At 55.0% G+C, this 16,604-nt stretch carries 15 protein-coding genes; 3 read left to right on the top strand and 12 right to left on the bottom strand.

Annotated features, from left to right (window positions below):
• Nucleotides 1–2 precede the first annotated feature (2 nt).
• Nucleotides 3–482 carry a protein-export chaperone SecB gene (gene secB / locus R8G34_12515; protein ID MDW3223686.1) on the bottom strand — a complete coding sequence of 160 codons (480 nt, stop codon included), beginning with the start codon at nucleotides 480–482 and terminating at the stop codon, nucleotides 3–5.
• Nucleotides 483–543: 61 nt separating this feature from the next.
• The gene (locus R8G34_12510) at nucleotides 544–1,014 is read right to left on the bottom strand and encodes an FxsA family protein (GenBank protein MDW3223685.1); all 471 of its coding nucleotides are present in this window, start codon (nucleotides 1,012–1,014) and stop codon (nucleotides 544–546) included.
• Nucleotides 1,015–1,119: 105 nt separating this feature from the next.
• Here R8G34_12510 and R8G34_12505 point away from each other — a divergent pair, with 105 nt between their 5' ends.
• Genes R8G34_12505 through R8G34_12495 form a run of 3 tightly spaced genes read left to right on the top strand, consistent with a single transcriptional unit; the run spans nucleotide 1,120 to nucleotide 3,406 of the window.
• On the top strand, nucleotides 1,120–1,779 hold the full coding sequence (locus R8G34_12505; protein ID MDW3223684.1) for a Tim44/TimA family putative adaptor protein: 660 nt from the start codon (nucleotides 1,120–1,122) through the stop codon (nucleotides 1,777–1,779).
• The gene (locus tag R8G34_12500; GenBank protein MDW3223683.1) at nucleotides 1,776–2,813 is read left to right on the top strand and encodes an MltA domain-containing protein; all 1,038 of its coding nucleotides are present in this window, start codon (nucleotides 1,776–1,778) and stop codon (nucleotides 2,811–2,813) included. Before R8G34_12505 ends, R8G34_12500 begins: the two co-directional genes overlap by 4 nt.
• A complete protein-coding gene (locus tag R8G34_12495) occupies nucleotides 2,810–3,406 on the top strand; it encodes a Smr/MutS family protein (GenBank protein MDW3223682.1) in 597 nt (198 codons plus the stop codon). The genes R8G34_12500 and R8G34_12495 overlap by 4 nt, the downstream gene beginning before the upstream one ends.
• Here R8G34_12495 and R8G34_12490 read toward each other — a convergent pair.
• The 10 genes from R8G34_12490 to tsaE form a co-directional block, all read right to left on the bottom strand.
• Nucleotides 3,390–4,616 (bottom strand): MFS transporter, encoded by a 1,227-nt coding sequence (locus R8G34_12490; GenBank protein MDW3223681.1) that lies wholly within the window; start codon nucleotides 4,614–4,616, stop codon nucleotides 3,390–3,392. The genes R8G34_12495 and R8G34_12490 overlap by 17 nt on opposite strands.
• Nucleotides 4,617–4,654: 38 nt before the next feature.
• Nucleotides 4,655–5,959 (bottom strand): ATP-dependent protease ATPase subunit HslU, encoded by a 1,305-nt coding sequence (gene hslU / locus R8G34_12485; GenBank protein MDW3223680.1) that lies wholly within the window; start codon nucleotides 5,957–5,959, stop codon nucleotides 4,655–4,657.
• On the bottom strand, nucleotides 5,956–7,038 hold the full coding sequence (locus R8G34_12480) for a hypothetical protein (protein MDW3223679.1): 1,083 nt from the start codon (nucleotides 7,036–7,038) through the stop codon (nucleotides 5,956–5,958). The genes hslU and R8G34_12480 overlap by 4 nt, the downstream gene beginning before the upstream one ends.
• On the bottom strand, nucleotides 7,035–7,592 hold the full coding sequence (gene hslV, locus R8G34_12475; protein ID MDW3223678.1) for an ATP-dependent protease subunit HslV: 558 nt from the start codon (nucleotides 7,590–7,592) through the stop codon (nucleotides 7,035–7,037). The genes R8G34_12480 and hslV overlap by 4 nt, the downstream gene beginning before the upstream one ends.
• Before the next feature lie 154 nt (nucleotides 7,593–7,746).
• Nucleotides 7,747–8,067 (bottom strand): thioredoxin, encoded by a 321-nt coding sequence (gene trxA, locus R8G34_12470; GenBank protein MDW3223677.1) that lies wholly within the window; start codon nucleotides 8,065–8,067, stop codon nucleotides 7,747–7,749.
• A gap of 36 nt (nucleotides 8,068–8,103) precedes the next feature.
• Nucleotides 8,104–11,490, bottom strand: coding sequence for a double-strand break repair helicase AddA (gene addA / locus R8G34_12465; protein MDW3223676.1), 3,387 nt, complete (start codon nucleotides 11,488–11,490; stop codon nucleotides 8,104–8,106).
• The gene (gene addB / locus R8G34_12460) at nucleotides 11,487–14,444 is read right to left on the bottom strand and encodes a double-strand break repair protein AddB (protein ID MDW3223675.1); all 2,958 of its coding nucleotides are present in this window, start codon (nucleotides 14,442–14,444) and stop codon (nucleotides 11,487–11,489) included. Before addB ends, addA begins: the two co-directional genes overlap by 4 nt.
• Nucleotides 14,437–15,129, bottom strand: coding sequence for a nucleotidyltransferase family protein (locus R8G34_12455; GenBank protein MDW3223674.1), 693 nt, complete (start codon nucleotides 15,127–15,129; stop codon nucleotides 14,437–14,439). Before R8G34_12455 ends, addB begins: the two co-directional genes overlap by 8 nt.
• Nucleotides 15,105–16,124: a phosphotransferase gene (locus R8G34_12450; GenBank protein MDW3223673.1), complete on the bottom strand. Its 1,020-nt coding sequence runs from the start codon at nucleotides 16,122–16,124 to the stop codon at nucleotides 15,105–15,107. Before R8G34_12450 ends, R8G34_12455 begins: the two co-directional genes overlap by 25 nt.
• A complete protein-coding gene (gene tsaE, locus R8G34_12445) occupies nucleotides 16,121–16,597 on the bottom strand; it encodes a tRNA (adenosine(37)-N6)-threonylcarbamoyltransferase complex ATPase subunit type 1 TsaE (GenBank protein MDW3223672.1) in 477 nt (158 codons plus the stop codon). Before tsaE ends, R8G34_12450 begins: the two co-directional genes overlap by 4 nt.
• Nucleotides 16,598–16,604: the final 7 nt, after the last annotated feature.

The raw sequence follows: 16,604 nt of genomic DNA, 5'->3' as shown, positions 1-16,604 counted from the left end.
GGTCACGCGTCCGCGCGTGGTGCTTCTTCGGTCTGGCGACGGGCCAGCTCATTGCGGTAGAGCGACAGGAAGTCGATGTTCTCCAGATTGAGGGGCGGGAAGCCGCCATCACGTGTTATGTCACTGACCACGCGTCGCAGGAATGGAAAGATCATCCGTGGGCATTCGATCAACAAGAACGGGTGCAGCTGATCCTCGGGAACGTTGTCGATGTGGAAAATACCGGCATAGTCTATTTCGAGAACAAACAGCGTCGTATCGCCGTCTTTCGCTTTGGATGTCACATTCAGCTTGATCGACGTTTCATACTGGTTGTCTGCGCTGCGCTTTTTCGCATCCAGATTGACCTGAACCTGCACATCGGGCGTTACATCAGCCGGCGCGCCTTTCTGGGCCATGATGTTTTCAAAAGACATATCACGAATAAATTGTCCGAGGACACGCATTTGCGGCCCTTGTGGTTGTGCTTCGGCTTCGGCCATCAGTGCCTCCCTTATGAGCAAAATTAAATCGCGCGAGCCTTAACAGTTTGGGTTTGGGTACTCAATGGTCTGACCACTTTGAAGGGCCCTTGTTTTCATTATGCTCCTGCTTGACCTCCGAAAACTCACCATCAATGACATCGCCGCTCTGCCTGGGTTGTCTTGGGCCGGCCTCAAAGGACTGTATGTTGACCCGCGCGCGGATGGCTTTGTACACCGCCGTCCTAAAGCCGGGCACAAGCAGTAAAAACCCAACGGCATCTGTAAAAAAGCCTGGCGTTAGCAGCAAAGCACCGGAAAAAAGGATCATCGCACCATGGGCCAGAGGTTCGGTAGGATCACGCAGGTCCGAAAAGGATGATTTGACCTGATTCATCGCCATCAGGCCCTGATTCCGCACCAACCACGTTCCGATGATTGCGGTCAAAACCACAGTAAACAGCGTCCAGCCCAAGCCGATTGCGCCACCAATCTGGATAAATAACGCTATTTCAATCAGTGGTACCGCAAGAAAAGCGATAAATAGCCACATTTTGGTACTTCCTTTCGTCGAGCCTGCAGTGGACTTGAGCCCATCTGACACCTACATAAGAGTACTATACACCTGTTTCCATGATTTACCCCATATGAGGTTCCTATGAATTCGCCCCTGATACAGCTTTTGGTGCTGGCCGGCATTGCTGTTTTTCTGATTCTACGTCTGAAAAACGTGCTGGGAACGCGGGATGGGTTCGAAGGGCCTCCCGCCAAATTACCGCCCAGCCAAAATGAGAAAAAGCACGATTTTGAAGTAATCGAAGGTGGGCCGGATCTCGATATCGTGGATCACGTGGATGAAAACAGCGACGCGGCAACAGCGCTGGCCTCTATGAAACGTGTGGAACCTTCCTTCAGCGTGACCGATTTTCTGGGCGGTGCGCGCGGTGCGTATGAAATGATTGTGATGGGATACGAGAGCGGCGAGCTATCCGAAATCCAGCCCTTTCTAGCCGAAGATATCTATGAATCGTTTGTTGACGGCATTGCCGCGCGCGAAGATCAGGGCCTGACAGTTGAGGCAAACTTCATCGGCGTAAGTGAACTGAAACTGATGGATGCGACATTCGATGACGACACCCAGGAAGCCGAATTGACCATTCGGTTTGTTGCGGAACTGACTTCTGCCGTACGTGACAGCGAGGGTGAGATCGTAGACGGCAGCACAACCGAGTTGAAACGTCAGAAAGATACATGGACCTTCGCGCGTGATATGGGGTCGGATGACCCGAATTGGTTGCTGGTTTCCACGGACGCATGAAACCGGGCGTTGTGGTGGCGGTTCTGGCGGGGGCGCTCAGTATGATCAGCCCTGCAGGAGCCGACACGCAAGTAAAAGTACTTTCCTTTGAGGACTTGGACGGGTGGCACAAAGATGACCACGCGGCCGCCTTTGACGTTTTTCAAAACACCTGTCTGGACATGGACGACCCGGATTGGCGCGCTGTGTGCGCCTATGCGACCTCCAAACCAGATCCCAAGGCGTTTTTTGAGCTGCTGTTTCGCCCCGTCCTGATCGAAGATGGCAACCCGATGTTGTTTACCGGGTATTTTGAACCAGAACTTACCGGTTCGCGGTATAAAACCACCCGGTTCAAATATCCGATTCACGCAATGCCGGCGGAGGCCAAAAGCACGGAGTTGTGGTATTCGCGTCGCCAGATTTTGGATGGCGGTGTTCTGGAAGGTCGTGGATTGGAAATAGCCTGGGTCGATGATCCAGTTGAGCTTTTCTTTTTACAGATTCAAGGTTCGGGGCGAGTGAACCTTCCGAACGGAAAAAAACTGCGCGTTGGATATGCTGGTGCGAATGGCCATACATATCGTTCGATTGGGGCGGAATTGGTGCGCCGTGGGACCTATGAGAGCCATCAGGTCAGCGCCGAAGTCATCAAAAACTGGGTACGGCGCAACCCTGTCGAGGGGCGCGAGTTGCTGTTTCACAATCCATCCTATGTCTTTTTCCGCGAAGTGAGTGAAGTCCCGGCTCATCTGGGCCCGCTCGGGGCGATGAACCGATCCGTTACTGAAATGCGTACGATTGCAGTGGATCCCGCTTATACGCCGTTGGGCGCGCCGGTCTGGATTGAAAAGGATGGCGCAAACCCGCTTCGTCGATTGATGATGGCACAGGATACAGGATCCGCCATCAAGGGCGCGCAGCGCGCCGACATTTTCTTTGGGACCGGCGACGAGGCAGGCCGCGCAGCCGGAAAGCTGAAAGATCCCGGGCGCATGATTCTACTGCTGCCAATCCAGCGCGCTTATGCAATGGCGCCCGAGGATGCGCTGTGAAACGGCGAAACTTGTCCGAGGACGAAGTGGCCCTTTGGCGCAAGGTGACAGAGCGAACCGAAGCTCTGAGCAATCGCAGCACATTTGATCCGGAAGCCTACGCCCCGCAATCTGCGGGACCAGCCAATTTGAGGCAAAAAGTTGACTTCACAAAGTTGAACGAAGGTTTTCCACCAAAACCTCAGCCCCGCAAAAACACCATAAATCTCGCTCCCTCTTTGCCGGATCAATTGCGCCACGCGCCGGTTCAAATGGACCGCAAGACCTTTGGCAAAATGAACCGGGGCAAGATCAAGCCGGAAGGCCGTATAGATTTGCACGGCATGACACTGGATCGCGCGCATTCGGCGTTAAGCAAATTCATTCTGAGCGCGAGTGGTTCTGGCAAGCGCCTCGTTCTGGTCATTACGGGAAAAGGTAAAAACCGGAACGAAGGGGGGCCCATCCCCGTCCGGTTTGGCGTGTTGCGCCATCAGGTGCCACAATGGCTGAGCGCACCGCCCTTGGCATCTGCTGTGATGCAAGTAAGCGAAGCACATATTAGCCATGGGGGTGGCGGAGCCTACTACGTCTATCTCAGGCGGCGTCGCTAGGCAGGTCACGTTGGTAGCGCAGGATGCCCAGACTGGCGAGACCCGCGCCCAGGAAATAGAAGAAAGCGATTGGAAACATTTGATCAGGAAAATCAATTCCAATATCAATTAGCGCGCCTGTCAGGCCGGGTCCAATCGCAGAGCCAAAGACCATAAGAGCGGCCGCCGCCGCCTTGATCGCGCCCAGGTGTTTTGTGCCGTAAAAAACAGCCCAGAATGCAGTAATTGCCGGGCCTTGTATTCCTTGTCCGATGCCAAAGATCACCAGTCCGGTACCGGCCGCAAAAATGGTATCGGCAGAGGCCAGCACCAGAAAGGATAACCCAAAGGGAAGCAGCTGAAACGGAACGATCCATTTCACGCCAAAGCGATCGATGGCCCACCCTGTGACAAAGGTAAAAGCAATCGCCGCCACCGTGTAGATCGGCATCAGCGCAACATAGGACGCGAGGGTCCAACCCTTGATTTCCGTCAAATGGACCTGATGAAAAAACAGTGCCGTTCCAAAAGCGGCGGGACCAAGGATCAGAGGTATCAGAATGTAAAACAACGGATGCCTCAATAGCTCCTGGCGAGTCCAGTGTTTTGCGCCCATGCCAAAACGCTGGGTGCTATCGGCCATCGATTGCGGTGTGCGTTCCTGTCGCAGCAGGAATTGCATGATCGGAATGAAAGCAAGGACGCAAACCGCTGCCAGAACCCAAAGAAACCGCCAGTCAAAAACCGCAAGCAATGCTACTGCGGCGATGGGCAGTAAAGCCTGACCTGCGGCGAAACCCATTGAGGAGATGGAAATCGCACGTCCACGGGTGGCCACAAACCAGCGCGACATCGCGACTGCGCCAAGTTGTGACATCATCCCCTGCCCGGTCAGGCGCAGCGCAAGAACCACAAGGATCAGCAACAGCCAATGATGAACTGCGGCCATCGCGACGCAGGAAGCCGCGAGTAAAACCATGACACCAAGCGACAGCTGTTTGACACGAAATCTATCCGTCAGCGCGCCAGCCCATATCATTGCGACTGCTGACAGCGTTGTACCAACCGTATAGACACCACCCCAGCCGCCATCGCTGAGTGCAAACGCTGTCTTGATTTCACCCGCGAAGAGCGAAATGAAATAGGTCTGCCCGAAGGACGAGGTAAAGGTGAGCAAAAACCCGGCGATCAGAAACAGCCGGTTTTCGATCAGGAAGCGAAGATATCCCATGTGCCCGGTGTTACAGGCGTGTGGCTGGATTGAAAGCCTTAAAGCACGTAACGGCTGATATCTGTGGAACGCGTCAATTCACCGAGGTTTTTCTCAACAAACTCTGCATTCACGACCACCTCTATGCCCGCCTGATCCGGCGCATCGAAGGACAGTTCTTCAAACACCCGTTCCATGACCGTGTACAAGCGCCGGGCACCGATGTTTTCCACCGATTGATTGACGTCTGCTGCGATCTTTGCGAGGGCGGCGATGCCATCGGGTTCAAAACTGACGGTGACTTTCTCGGTACCCATCAAGGCGGTGTATTGCAGGGTCAGCGCGTTGTCGGTTTCTGTCAGAATACGGACGAAATCCTCTTCGGTGAGGGCCCGCAACTCCACGCGGATCGGCAGGCGGCCCTGAAGCTCCGGCAATAAATCCGACGGTTTTGCGATGTGAAAAGCGCCTGATGCAATGAATAGCACGTGGTCTGTTTTGACTGGCCCGTGTTTGGTGCTGACCGTGGTGCCTTCGATCAGCGGCAGTAAATCGCGCTGCACCCCTTCGCGGCTCACATCCCCGCCGCGCGCATCTGATCGTGCGCAAACCTTGTCGATCTCGTCCAGAAAAACGATGCCGTTTTGCTCCACCGCATCAATGGCGGCGCGGGTGACAGTTTCATCATCCAGCAGCTTGTCCGCCTCTTCGGAGATCAGCACATCATAGCTTTCTGAAACTGACAGCCTTTTTCTGGTTGTGCGCCCTCCGAGCGCTTTGCCGAACAGATCGCCGAGATTCATCATGCCCATACCGCCCTGCTGGCCTGGAATATCCATTGTTGGAAACGGATTGGAGGTATCGGCGACCTCCAGATCAATCATTTCGTCATCCAGCTCGCCGGCCTTGAGCTTTTTGCGAAACATGTCGCGTGTGCCTTCGCGGGCATCTGCACCAGCAATCGCATCAATTACACGCTCTTCGGCGGCATGGCGTGCGTTGGTCTTGACGTCTTCGCGCATATGATCGCGGGTCATGGCAATGGCGCTGTCCACGAGGTCGCGGATGATCTGCTCCACATCACGGCCGACATAACCGACTTCCGTAAATTTGGTAGCTTCGACTTTCAGGAATGGTGCGCGCGCCAGTTTCGCCAGACGTCGGCTGATCTCGGTTTTGCCAACACCTGTGGGTCCGATCATCAGGATGTTTTTTGGGTAGACCTCATCGCGCAAGTCATCACTGAGCTGTTTACGCCGCCAGCGATTGCGCAGGGCTACCGCAACCGCGCGTTTGGCATCTTTCTGGCCAATGATGAACCGGTCAAGCTCGGAGACAATTTCGCGGGGGGTCAGGTCGGTCATGAAGTAGCCTTTGTAACATGGGAGGGCGGCAATTTGTGCAGCGGGATGAACCGGGGCATCATTGCCAGAAGGCGGGCGCGGATGTGTTCCCAGCGCGCACCTAGGAAAAGTAAAACGATGCCAAGGAAGAAGACGGTAAACACGGCGCCATCCCCATCGAAAATCGTCGCTGTCAGAATCACGGTGTAGCCGATTGCAGCGATCAGAAAGGATCGTCGATCAATGATGATCGCGACCAAAGCAAACAGGGTCAGAACGGCCACCAGCAAGGAATTGGACCAATCCTGATCACTATCCAGCAAGGAAAGTGCGATGGTGTTGACCAAAGCGGGCGCAGCGACAACATGCAGCCAGAACCCGTTGGCGGAGCGTCGGGTGACACGGTGCGGATCGGACATGTCAAACATCATGGCGACGCCGAACACGATTAGCCCAAGAGCAAGTGTGATCCATGCGAAGGGACCTCCAGCCGACAAAAGGAAAAGCTCCTCTGTCGATCCCGGTGATCCGCTGCTGTTGGCAGCAATCAGGATGGCAACGCCAAATGCCGCAAGCGCGATGAGCGCCAAAACAAATGGTACACGGAAGCGAAACCAATAGACAAAGAGGATAAGGGTCGCGAGAGCGAAGGGTATTGGCAAGCTGCTGTTATCGCCCTGCGCGACCATGAAAAGTTCTGAAAAGGCACCCGCGAATCCATAGGCGGCATTGATTGCAAACATCACCGCAAGCGCGATGGCGGGCGCCACCATGCGGCGGCGGCGAATGAAATACTCAGACAGAGCCCAGAGTGCGGCGGCTGCAAAAAGGCTGGAGAAAATAAGTGTATTCTTCAGATTCAAAGGATCATTTGTCACAGCAAACGTCACAACGCCGACCCACCCCATGGCAAGAATAACCATGCCTACGACAATGAAGATTTCATTGAACCCCTTGAACAGCTCAAAAGGTTCATCTCCGGGGTCCAGGTTTTCGCGGGCACCGCTGCGACTGTGCGCAAGGCTCATCAGGGCGGCGGCCTGCGCCTCGGTCACGATCCCGGCGCTGACGGAGGCGCGCAGATCGTCCTGGCCAATCATGCGGTGATCTTTTCCACGGTCAGATTGCCATTGGTATAAACGCAAATATCCGCGGCAATTGCCATGGCATCGCGCGCGACATCTTCGGCGGAACGGTCACTGTCCATCAACCCGCGCGCGGCGGCTAATGCATAATTCCCGCCTGACCCGATCGCGGCAACGTCATGTTCGGGTTCCAGCACATCGCCAGCACCCGTTATCACAAAGATATCCTTGCCATCAGACACAATCAGCATTGCTTCCAGCTTTTGGAGGTATTTGTCAGTGCGCCAATCTTTGGCCAATTCAACACTGGCGCGGGCCAATTGGCCTGGCGTGGCTTCGAGTTTGGTTTCCAACCGTTCCAGCAAAGTGAAGGCATCCGCCGTAGACCCGGCAAATCCGGCTACGACGTCAAATCCACCCGGGCTCAGTCGGCGCACTTTTCGCGCGGTGCCCTTGATGACGGTCTGACCCAGAGAAACCTGCCCATCGCCTGCTATGACCACCTCGCCTGCCTTCTTTACGCCGATGATGGTGGTGCCATGCCAGCCGGGGAACTCTTCTCGTGCCATTTTGGCCTCCTTATTGGTGATCCTCTATATGGCGCGCCGTCATTGAGGGTACAAGCCCGCCTGGCGCCCACACATCGCAAGTTCTGTCAAAAGAGGAAGGCAAAAAGAAAGGGCGCTCCATTGGAACGCCCCGGGTCTCAGACAGTCGCGTACCTTAGATCGACTCTTCGATCCAGCTTTGCAGGGCAGCTTTAGGCTTGGCGCCGGCCATGTTGGAAACGACCTGGCCGTCTTTGAAGATGAACAGCGCTGGAATTCCGCGTACGCCCATTTGCGCAGGCGAATTCGGGTTGTCGTCAACATTGACTTTGACGATCTTCACTTTGCCGTCCATCTCATTGGACAACTCTTCAAGTGATGGTCCAATCTGCTTGCAAGGGCCACACCACTCGGCCCAGAAATCCACCACGACGGGGATGTCTGAATTCTTCACTTCGGTGTCGAAGGTTTCGTCGGTTACAGCAAGGGTGGCCATCGTGCTCTCCTGACAGGCTATGCTTGGACCGTGAACCTATGTAGCCGCCTCTCCCACGTCAAGATGTAGCGTGCTTTGTAACGCTCTCGTCACAGTTTCGTGCGGCAGATACATGAGCGTCGCCGAGTTCGTCCAAACAATTGCGGTTTCGATGTGATGTGTTGGATAGATTTGGCCCAATGCGTGGGCATAGGCGCCCATCTGACGCAAAATTCCTTCGGGGCAATCCTCCGGGCGGGAGGGCACGGTTTGGTTTGTTTTAAAATCTAAGGCGAGAACCCGGTCGTTGGTTACAACCAACCGGTCAATGACACCTGACAGATGTGCATTCCCAAACGGCGCGGATACAGTGACCTCGCCAAGTGAATTATCAGCAAAAAGGGCCGCAAGAGCATCCGCTTTCAATACCCGACATGCTTCGGTTTCGGCGTCGTCGTGATCAGCATTATCCGGATCAGCGGCGCGCAGCGAAGTTATCATGTCAGGCCACTTTTGGCTTGGCACTGTGCTCAGAAGTTCAAGATACTTATGGACCAAGGTGCCATAGGCTTTCGCGGCTTCTTCGCTTCGACCTTGTTCGCCTGATAAGGCCTTTGCGCCGCCAAGATCAGACGGGGACAGGGTTTCCAAACTTTCTGGAATGGCTGGTGGCAGGGTTTTGTAAAACTCATCCAACATGACGGTTTCGTCTATTTGGGAAACGTCCTGTGCAAATGGAAGTGCATCCCAATCTGCGTAAGAATGGCGTTTGATGCCCAGACCCTGAAACTGGATTTCGCGCGCGCCCGACTGTTCCAGCGCGGCGTCCACGATCTGATACCAACTGTCGTATTTCTTGGATAGCTCACCGCCTGCGGCGATGATAAGCCACTTTTCAGCCCGCGTTAGAGCCACATACAGCAGCCTGAGACGTTCTTCAAACTGGGTTGCCTTCAATGCGTCAATTGTGTTGGACATGACGCTCGGCATGTCGGCCGAATTGGTTTTCCAAACCGCATGCCCGTTCATTTTCACGATATCATCCTTGATTTGGATATCGCGTTTACCGGTATCCGGTAAGATGACGATGGGCGCTTCCAACCCTTTGGCGCCATGCACGGTCATGACGCGGATCTGATCAGAGGCGCTGTCGATCTGGCGTTTGATTTCAAGATCATCGGTTTCCATCCAGACCAGAAAACCGGTGAGGCTGGGAATTGCATTGCGCTCATACGCCAAGGCCTGCGAGAGCAGCGCGTTGATCCCATCCTCCGCCTCGTTCCCCAAGCGTGACAGAAGATTTCGACGTCCTCGATGGCGTGTCAGAATACGTTCAATCAGGTCGTAGGGACGTAAAAAATCGACGTTCGCCCGCAGGTCGTTCAGAACCGCCATGGTTTGCGGATAGGCCTCTGCCTGATTGCGCAGAGTCTGCCATAGATGTTCTTCGCTACGCCCTTGTGCCAACTTATAAAGGTCCTGCTCTGACCACGCAAACAACGGCGATTTGAGCGCTGTGGCGAGCGAGAGGGAATCTTCTGCCACCGCCAGAAAGGACAAAAGCGCAGCTAGGTCGCGCACTGCCAATTCGCCACCGACCTTGAGCCTGTCTGCGCCAGCGATTGGCAGGTCGTGCGCTTTACAAGCTCGGATGATCTCAGCAAACAATTCAGATCGTCGCTGGACCAGGATCAAAAAATCACCCGGTGTCACCGGCCGTTTTGCTTGCGAAATGCTATTTGGGACATCCACCGGGATCGTTTGTTTATCCGCGATCATTTGCTTGATTTGGCTCGCAATCTGTTGCGCAAGGATGACTGCATGATGCCGCGCGCCGCGTCGATCCAGCGGTTCGTACCAGAGCCGATCATCCTCGTCTTTTTGTTTTTCAACGAAGGGCCAAATATCGACCCGTCCGGGGAGGTCGTTCTTGAACGCAATGTGTTTTGCGTCCTGCGCAAAGCCCGCTTCACTTTGATGTTCAAAGGCGGCGTCAACTACTTTGAGAATGGCGTCGGAAGATCGGAAGGAATAGGCCAGTGTTAGGCTCTGAAATTCCTGCGTCGCGGCTTCCAATTTCGATTTGAATTCCGCTTGCATCCGGTCGAATTCTTTTGGGTCGGCCCCTTGAAAGGAATAGATCGATTGTTTTTTGTCCCCAACGACGAAAAGGGTTCTCGCGGTGTCTTTATGCGCACCTTCACCGCTGGAAAATTCGGCGGCTAGTTTTCGGATGACATCCCATTGTGCCGGGCTGGTATCCTGCGCCTCATCTACCAATATGTGATCGATCCCTCCGTCGATCCGGAACAACACCCATGCTGCCACGGCGGGGTCGTTCAAAAGATCGCGCGCCTTCAGGATCAGGTCATCGAAATCCAGCCAGCCACGTTGCAGTTTTTGACCCTCGTAGTGTTTGATAAATCGTGCCGCAAACTCATAGAGCGCTTGCGTTTTCACCGCTGCATTCAGCGACAAGCGTGCGTCGCGCGCGGTCTCAACCCGAGACATAAACGCATTGAGCGCGTCCATGTGATCAGTCAGGATCGTCTGTGTGGGTTTGGTTGGAAAGCTCCCGATCTTAGCAGAAAAAGGTAATTTGGCCGATCCGCCAGTCAGAAAAACACCTTCCAGCCTGGATAAAGCGTCAAAACCCAAAACGCCCAAGTTCGTAAGTTTTTCGCCCGCTTTCGCGTCGTTGCCGCCTTTCTCAAGCAGCGCTGGAATGATGTTGGCGATAAGGTTTTCTTCTCCGCCCAGAAAGACAGAATTCGCGACACCTTGCTGTGTCAAATCTGGTGGCTGATCGAAAATCCCTAGGACCTTAGGCAAATTCAAGGGTTCACGTAGCGCTTCGCGGTGAGTGATCACCGTCCGCGTCAATTTGCTGAAATCCTCGCCGGTGTAATGCTGCGCGATGCCATCGATCAGCGCGGCATCAGGCCCGTCCGCCATTTGGTCGACAATCTCGGCGCGCAATAACTCCGCGGCCCGGTCTTCGATTTCTGTGAACTGCGGGCTGACCTGGGCTTCCAGGGGAAACCGTCGCAACAAAGACGCGCAAAACGAGTGGATCGTTTGGATTTTCAAACCGCCAGGGGTCTCAATAGCACGGGCAAAAAGCGTTCTGGCATCACGCAGCCGGTCCGTGCTGATCTGTCCTTCAATACCTAGATCCTGCAATGATGCTGCGAGCTCCTCTGCTGGCAACATTGCCCAGGCTCCAAGACGCTTGAACAACCGGTTTTGCATCTCTGACGCGGCGGCTTTGGTGTAGGTCAAACATAGAATGTGTTGTGGTTGTACGCCATCAAGCAGCAGTCGCGCGACGCGGTCGGTCAGTACGCGCGTCTTGCCGGATCCTGCATTTGCCGCCAGCCACGTCGAGGCATCGGGTCGTGCCGCCCTGACCTGCGCTTCACTTGCCTCATCGCGCTGCATCATTTCAGATCCTCTGGGATCGGATCATCGGTGGCGTCCCATTCCCCAAATCGGGCGAGCAAATCGTAATCGCCCGCAATTTTATCTTCCTGCATCATGCGACGGGCGGTAAAGCCTTGCTCCGCACTCAGATAGGTGTCGATCAATTTGCGTAGGTTTGTGAGAACTTCACGCGGGGGCTCGTTGTCCAATGGCGCTGGGATTTCCTCTGGATTCGACCCTAATCCAATGAATATGGCCATTGCAACGTGGTGTACGCCAAGTGTTTCAAAGGCTCCCTCTTCGATCATGGCGGCTTCAATCAAGAGCTGTTTGTCAAAAGTGCCTTGCTGTTTGGCACTTGGTGGCTTTCCGGTCTTATAATCGTAAAGCAGCGCATCACCGTCTGTAGATTGATCTATCCGATCCGCACGGGCGGTCAGCGTAAATCCAATTTCTGGCCAGACCAGCTTGCCCTTCGCCTGACCTTCAAAGGCGACCGGAGTGGAATAGGTGCGCCTGTCTTGTTCACGATCCACAAACCATTGGGCGATTCTGTCGATGCGGGCCAACCACATCGCGCGGGCGGCGGGCCATGGGACTTCTTGGGTCATGACTGTTTGGGCGACATGGCTTAGATGCTTTGCGCTCAACAGGGTAGGATCCGCCAGTGTCTCTTTGACGAAGCGTTCCATAATGTCATGGGCCACGGTTCCTCGCATAAGCGCGTCCGGACTTTGTACCAGCGGGCCAAGGCGATTTAGTTTCAACACATGTCTGGCATAAACTGCGTAGGGATCGCGGATCAGGCGTTTGATTTCAGTAACAGAAAGATCGCGCGGACGGGCACCAATTGGGGGCCGTGGAGAGGGTCGTTTGGCAGGCTCGGTTCGCTCTACCTGCTCAAACGCGCGAACCTTTGCGAGCCATAAATCACCGCGCGCGAGCATGTCGCTCAAGGCCTGTGGACCACCTTGATCGCGCAACCCCGCAAGCAAATTCCGCAATCTGTTCACCCAGCGCGAGGCCACTGTTTCGGCATCATCAGATCGGATCGAGCGTGTCAGCCAAACCTCTTTCGCACCGATAGCCTGTTGGTAGTCATGCGCGGACAACCCAATGCGTCGTTCGGGCAATAACAGACCCGCCTGATGTCGCAACGCCCTGTTGAGCCAAGGGTCCGGGGGTGGCGCTTCGGGCCAGGTACCATCATTGAGACCGGCCAAAATCACAAGATCCGCGCCCTGAACGCGGGCTTCCAACGTACCCCAGATCATGATGTTGGGGTGCGGTGCATCCCGGTCGCGGATCTCTTCGCCAGACAGCAGTGCACCAACCAGATCGCTGTAATCAGACGCGGTCATGATCGTGCTAAAACCCGCCTGTTGCGTCAGATTACGCATGACCTCCTGCGCTTTCTGGCCCGCTTTCTTTTGCCACAACTCCCCGGGATCATCGCTATCCCCACCCGCTGAAATAGCTTCTGCAAGGGCGATATGCCTCTCGACCCACTCTGACAAAGGGCGTATTTCATCACTCAGATGGCCGCAAAAAACGGCACCAACCCACTGCGCCCATGCATCAATTTTCGCTTGATCCTCTGATTTTGTCACGGCTTTTTGCAGCAATTGAGCAATGCCACTTGCATCAGGATACGGCAGACCTTTCCGACGCACCCTCAGTTCCAGCCGTTGCGTATTCAGTACATGCGGCCCACGACCTGATCCACTGTGTGAAAGCGGATGCTTGAGGAGTGTCAGTAAAGCCTCGGCGTCAAGGCGTCGCACAAACAGACCTGCAATGTGACGCAGAAAACGGCCCGGTGGCGACAGATGCAACGGCGTCCCGGCGGAATCATCTGGCAGGATCGTCCATTGATCAAGTGCGGCACTGACCTGCCGGGTCAAAACCCGATCTGGGGTAATCAACGCCGCGGTTTCACCAAATTCTGCCGCCTGACGGAGCCGCAGGGCAATTGCCAATGCTTCATCTCGCGGGCTTGGTGCTTCCAAAAGGGTTACATCGCCCGTCGCCCCCCGGACATCCTTCAGATCTGTACCTTCGGTCAGCCATGCATCCGTTACAGGTGCCGGGCGCAGTGACAGTGAAACAAGCGCATTGCGCGCGCGTGACGGCGGCTGGGTGTGGTGCCAATTTTTGACATCGCCGCGGGACGCGCCAAGTTCTGACATCAGCTTGTGAAAGCGAAATTGCGGATGATCCTCGGACAACAGCGCATCCTCAAGGTGCGACCAGATTGCAGCGGGCATCTCAAAGTCAAACCCCGGCATGACCAGCGCGCCCTGCGGCAAACGCGCGACGGCTTTCATCAGCAACATCGTGGTGCCGCGCGATCCTGTCGAACCCGCAATGATCACCGGGTTTTCTGGGGGCTCGAGATCCCATTTTGCCGCAAGTGCCGTCACGATGGAACGCTGACGCGCCTCGTTATCAGGTAAAGTGCTGGCATTATTGAGGTATTCTTGTGCGATTTGAATGAAACGCAAGGCGCGTTGCCAGTGACCAGATTGGTCTGTGACATCAAGATTTGCGATGACATCAGCCGTGACACCTTCTCCCTGCATTTCGTCCATCAAGGAGGCCAGACTATCGGTAAGGTCATAGAGCGAAGAGCGCGGCGCGAGATCTTTTTGCTGGTTCAGGAGTTGAGAGACCAAGGCGATCAATTCCAAACGGCGCCGCAAAGGGTGCACGGCTTGCGGCACGCCAACGCCAGGGTCTATTCCGTCAAGTTCGGTAATCAACCTGATTTGCGGCAGCAGCAGCGCCGGGCCTTCGGCAAAAAGATTGTGCAGCCTGCGCTGCATCCGGCGGGTGTTCACGATCAGCTGTACCCGCGCCATTGCTTCTGGGGGATGCCCGGCCAATCGCGACGCCAGACCATTTGCAAGCTCACGCGGAAAATCAATCCCTGGCGCGATGCCAAAAAGCCTGTGCGTGGTCGCGTCGTCAAACATCTGAGTTTGCCAAAAGGTCTTCCGCAATACTGATGCCTGCCGGATGACCGACGTCACACCACTGGCCGGGATAGCTTAGCCCAAAAAGCCGGTTTCCCTTGAGCATCCGGTCCCACAAAACATTGAGGGAGAATTTTGACTCGTCGATGTCTTTCAACTGATCCGTTTTAATGATTTGGGCACCACCATAGACATACCCCGGCCCGCGCGCGAGTTGCGCTTGATCGCCGATCGCGAAATCGCCCTGTCCCTGATAAGCATGGGCGTTGGAGACGGGGATGCACATCAGCAAAGCATCCATATCGTTAGGCTTCCATGCATCACGCAACAGTCCAAGCGGGCTTGGTCCGACCCATACAGCATCGGTGTTCAGTGTGAAAACCGGATCCGGTCCCAGCAGCGGCAAGGCATTTCGCAAACCACCGCCAGTATCGAGAATCTCAGGTGCTTCCAGAACGGTTTGTACGGCGGTACCTTCAAGGTGTCGGACAAGCGGCTCAGGTTTGTAGTGCACATTGGCAACGATGTGATCAATCGCGACCCCGGTCGCCTGATCCAAAGCGTGTTCAATCAAGGGCTTGCCTGCGACATTGACCATTGGTTTGGGCTGATTGTTTGTAAGTGGTTTCATGCGAGCGCCAAAGCCGGCGGCAAACAGCATCAACGATCCGGGAAAGTCGCGCATTTTGATCTCAGTCTGTCCAGTATATCGGGCGTTGGTGGTGGCAGTAATTGGTTTACCAGCCTGGCGATGTCATGCAGGTCGGGATGTTTCAGATTTGTCTGGATATGACCCCAGACACGAGGAATGAGATCAATGTAATGCGTTTTGCCTGCCTTCAGGCACAAGCGCGAGAAAACACCCAGAATACGCAGGTTACGTTGTGTGCCAAGAATGGCGTAAGCCGACAGAAACTGATCGCCGTCTTGCGGATTTTGCTCCAGAAACCGGTCAATCATGGCTTTCTCGAGCTGCGCCGGGACGTCCCTGCGGGCATCTTGTAGCACCGAGACCAGATCATAGGCAGTGTGGCCCAGCATTGCGTCCTGGAAGTCCAACAAACCCACCCGCGCGACACTTTTGCGATGCGGTAGCCAGAGAAGGTTTTCCGCATGATAGTCTCTTTGGATCAACACCTGTGGCTGGGCGTCCAGCGGTGCGAGCAGCTTTGCAAAAACGTCTGAAAATATGTCGCGCGCGGGCACATCCATGCGACCTTGGGCACCGAATTGATACCAGTCAAAAGCCAGAGCTGCCAATGGTGTCATTATGGCTGCATTGTAGGGTTTCAGATCGGGCGGAGGCGACCGGTGCAGGTGCGAAAGAACATCGACCGCGCACTCATATAGCGGAAGTTCCAGTTTAGGATTGACAGAAATGATACGCGCAAAGAGGTCATCTCCCAGATCCTCAATCAATAAGAACCCGTTTTCTAAATCCGAATAATGGATCTGCGGCGCACTCAGGCCGATCTCGTGCAGGTAGGTCGCAATGTGGACAAAAGGGCGCGTGTCTTCGCCTTTGAAAGGCGAAGCGTCCATCAGCACCGCGCTTTGCCCGTCTGGCAGATGTAATCGGTCATACCTGCGATTGGACGCATCTCCGGCGAGCGGTGTGATTTTTGCATGCCCCCATCCGGCGCATTCCACGAAGTCCTTTAGGTCGTTTTCGCGACTCATAGCTTAGTCCAACATGTCATTTTTGGGTCCCAGCGCGTATCGACCCAGGTCGCGGTCAGTTTTCTTTCGTCCTCGTTGGTTCCATCTTCCAGCCAAATGTTCAAGGCAGAGGCCGGGCATAAGGTTCCCAGACGATCCGGCCATTCAACCAGACAAATCGCAACATCGAAAGCATCCAGCAGACCAAGCTCCTCAATTTCATCCATTGCTCCAATGCGGTAGAGGTCGGAATGCCAAAGTGGGCCAAATCGGGTCTGATAGGTTTGCACAAGAGTAAACGTTGGCGATGGCACGTCTTCTGGGGCGGTCAGAAGCGACTGTACAATCGCACGGGCGAAATGCGTTTTCCCCGCACCTATCGTACCGTGGAGCAGGATCGTATCACCGGACCGAAGCTGGCTGGCCAAAAGCGCTGCCGCAGATGCCGTTGCGTCACCAGACCGTAACACCAGAGAAAGGGAGTTTTCCGCCATAACCCAT

It is taken from the genome of Paracoccaceae bacterium, from assembly GCA_033344815.1.
In the GTDB taxonomy this organism is placed as follows: Bacteria; Pseudomonadota; Alphaproteobacteria; order Rhodobacterales; family Rhodobacteraceae; genus Roseobacter.
Note: the sequence above shows the minus strand (reverse complement) of the source record. Positions and strands in the feature narration are given on the sequence as shown.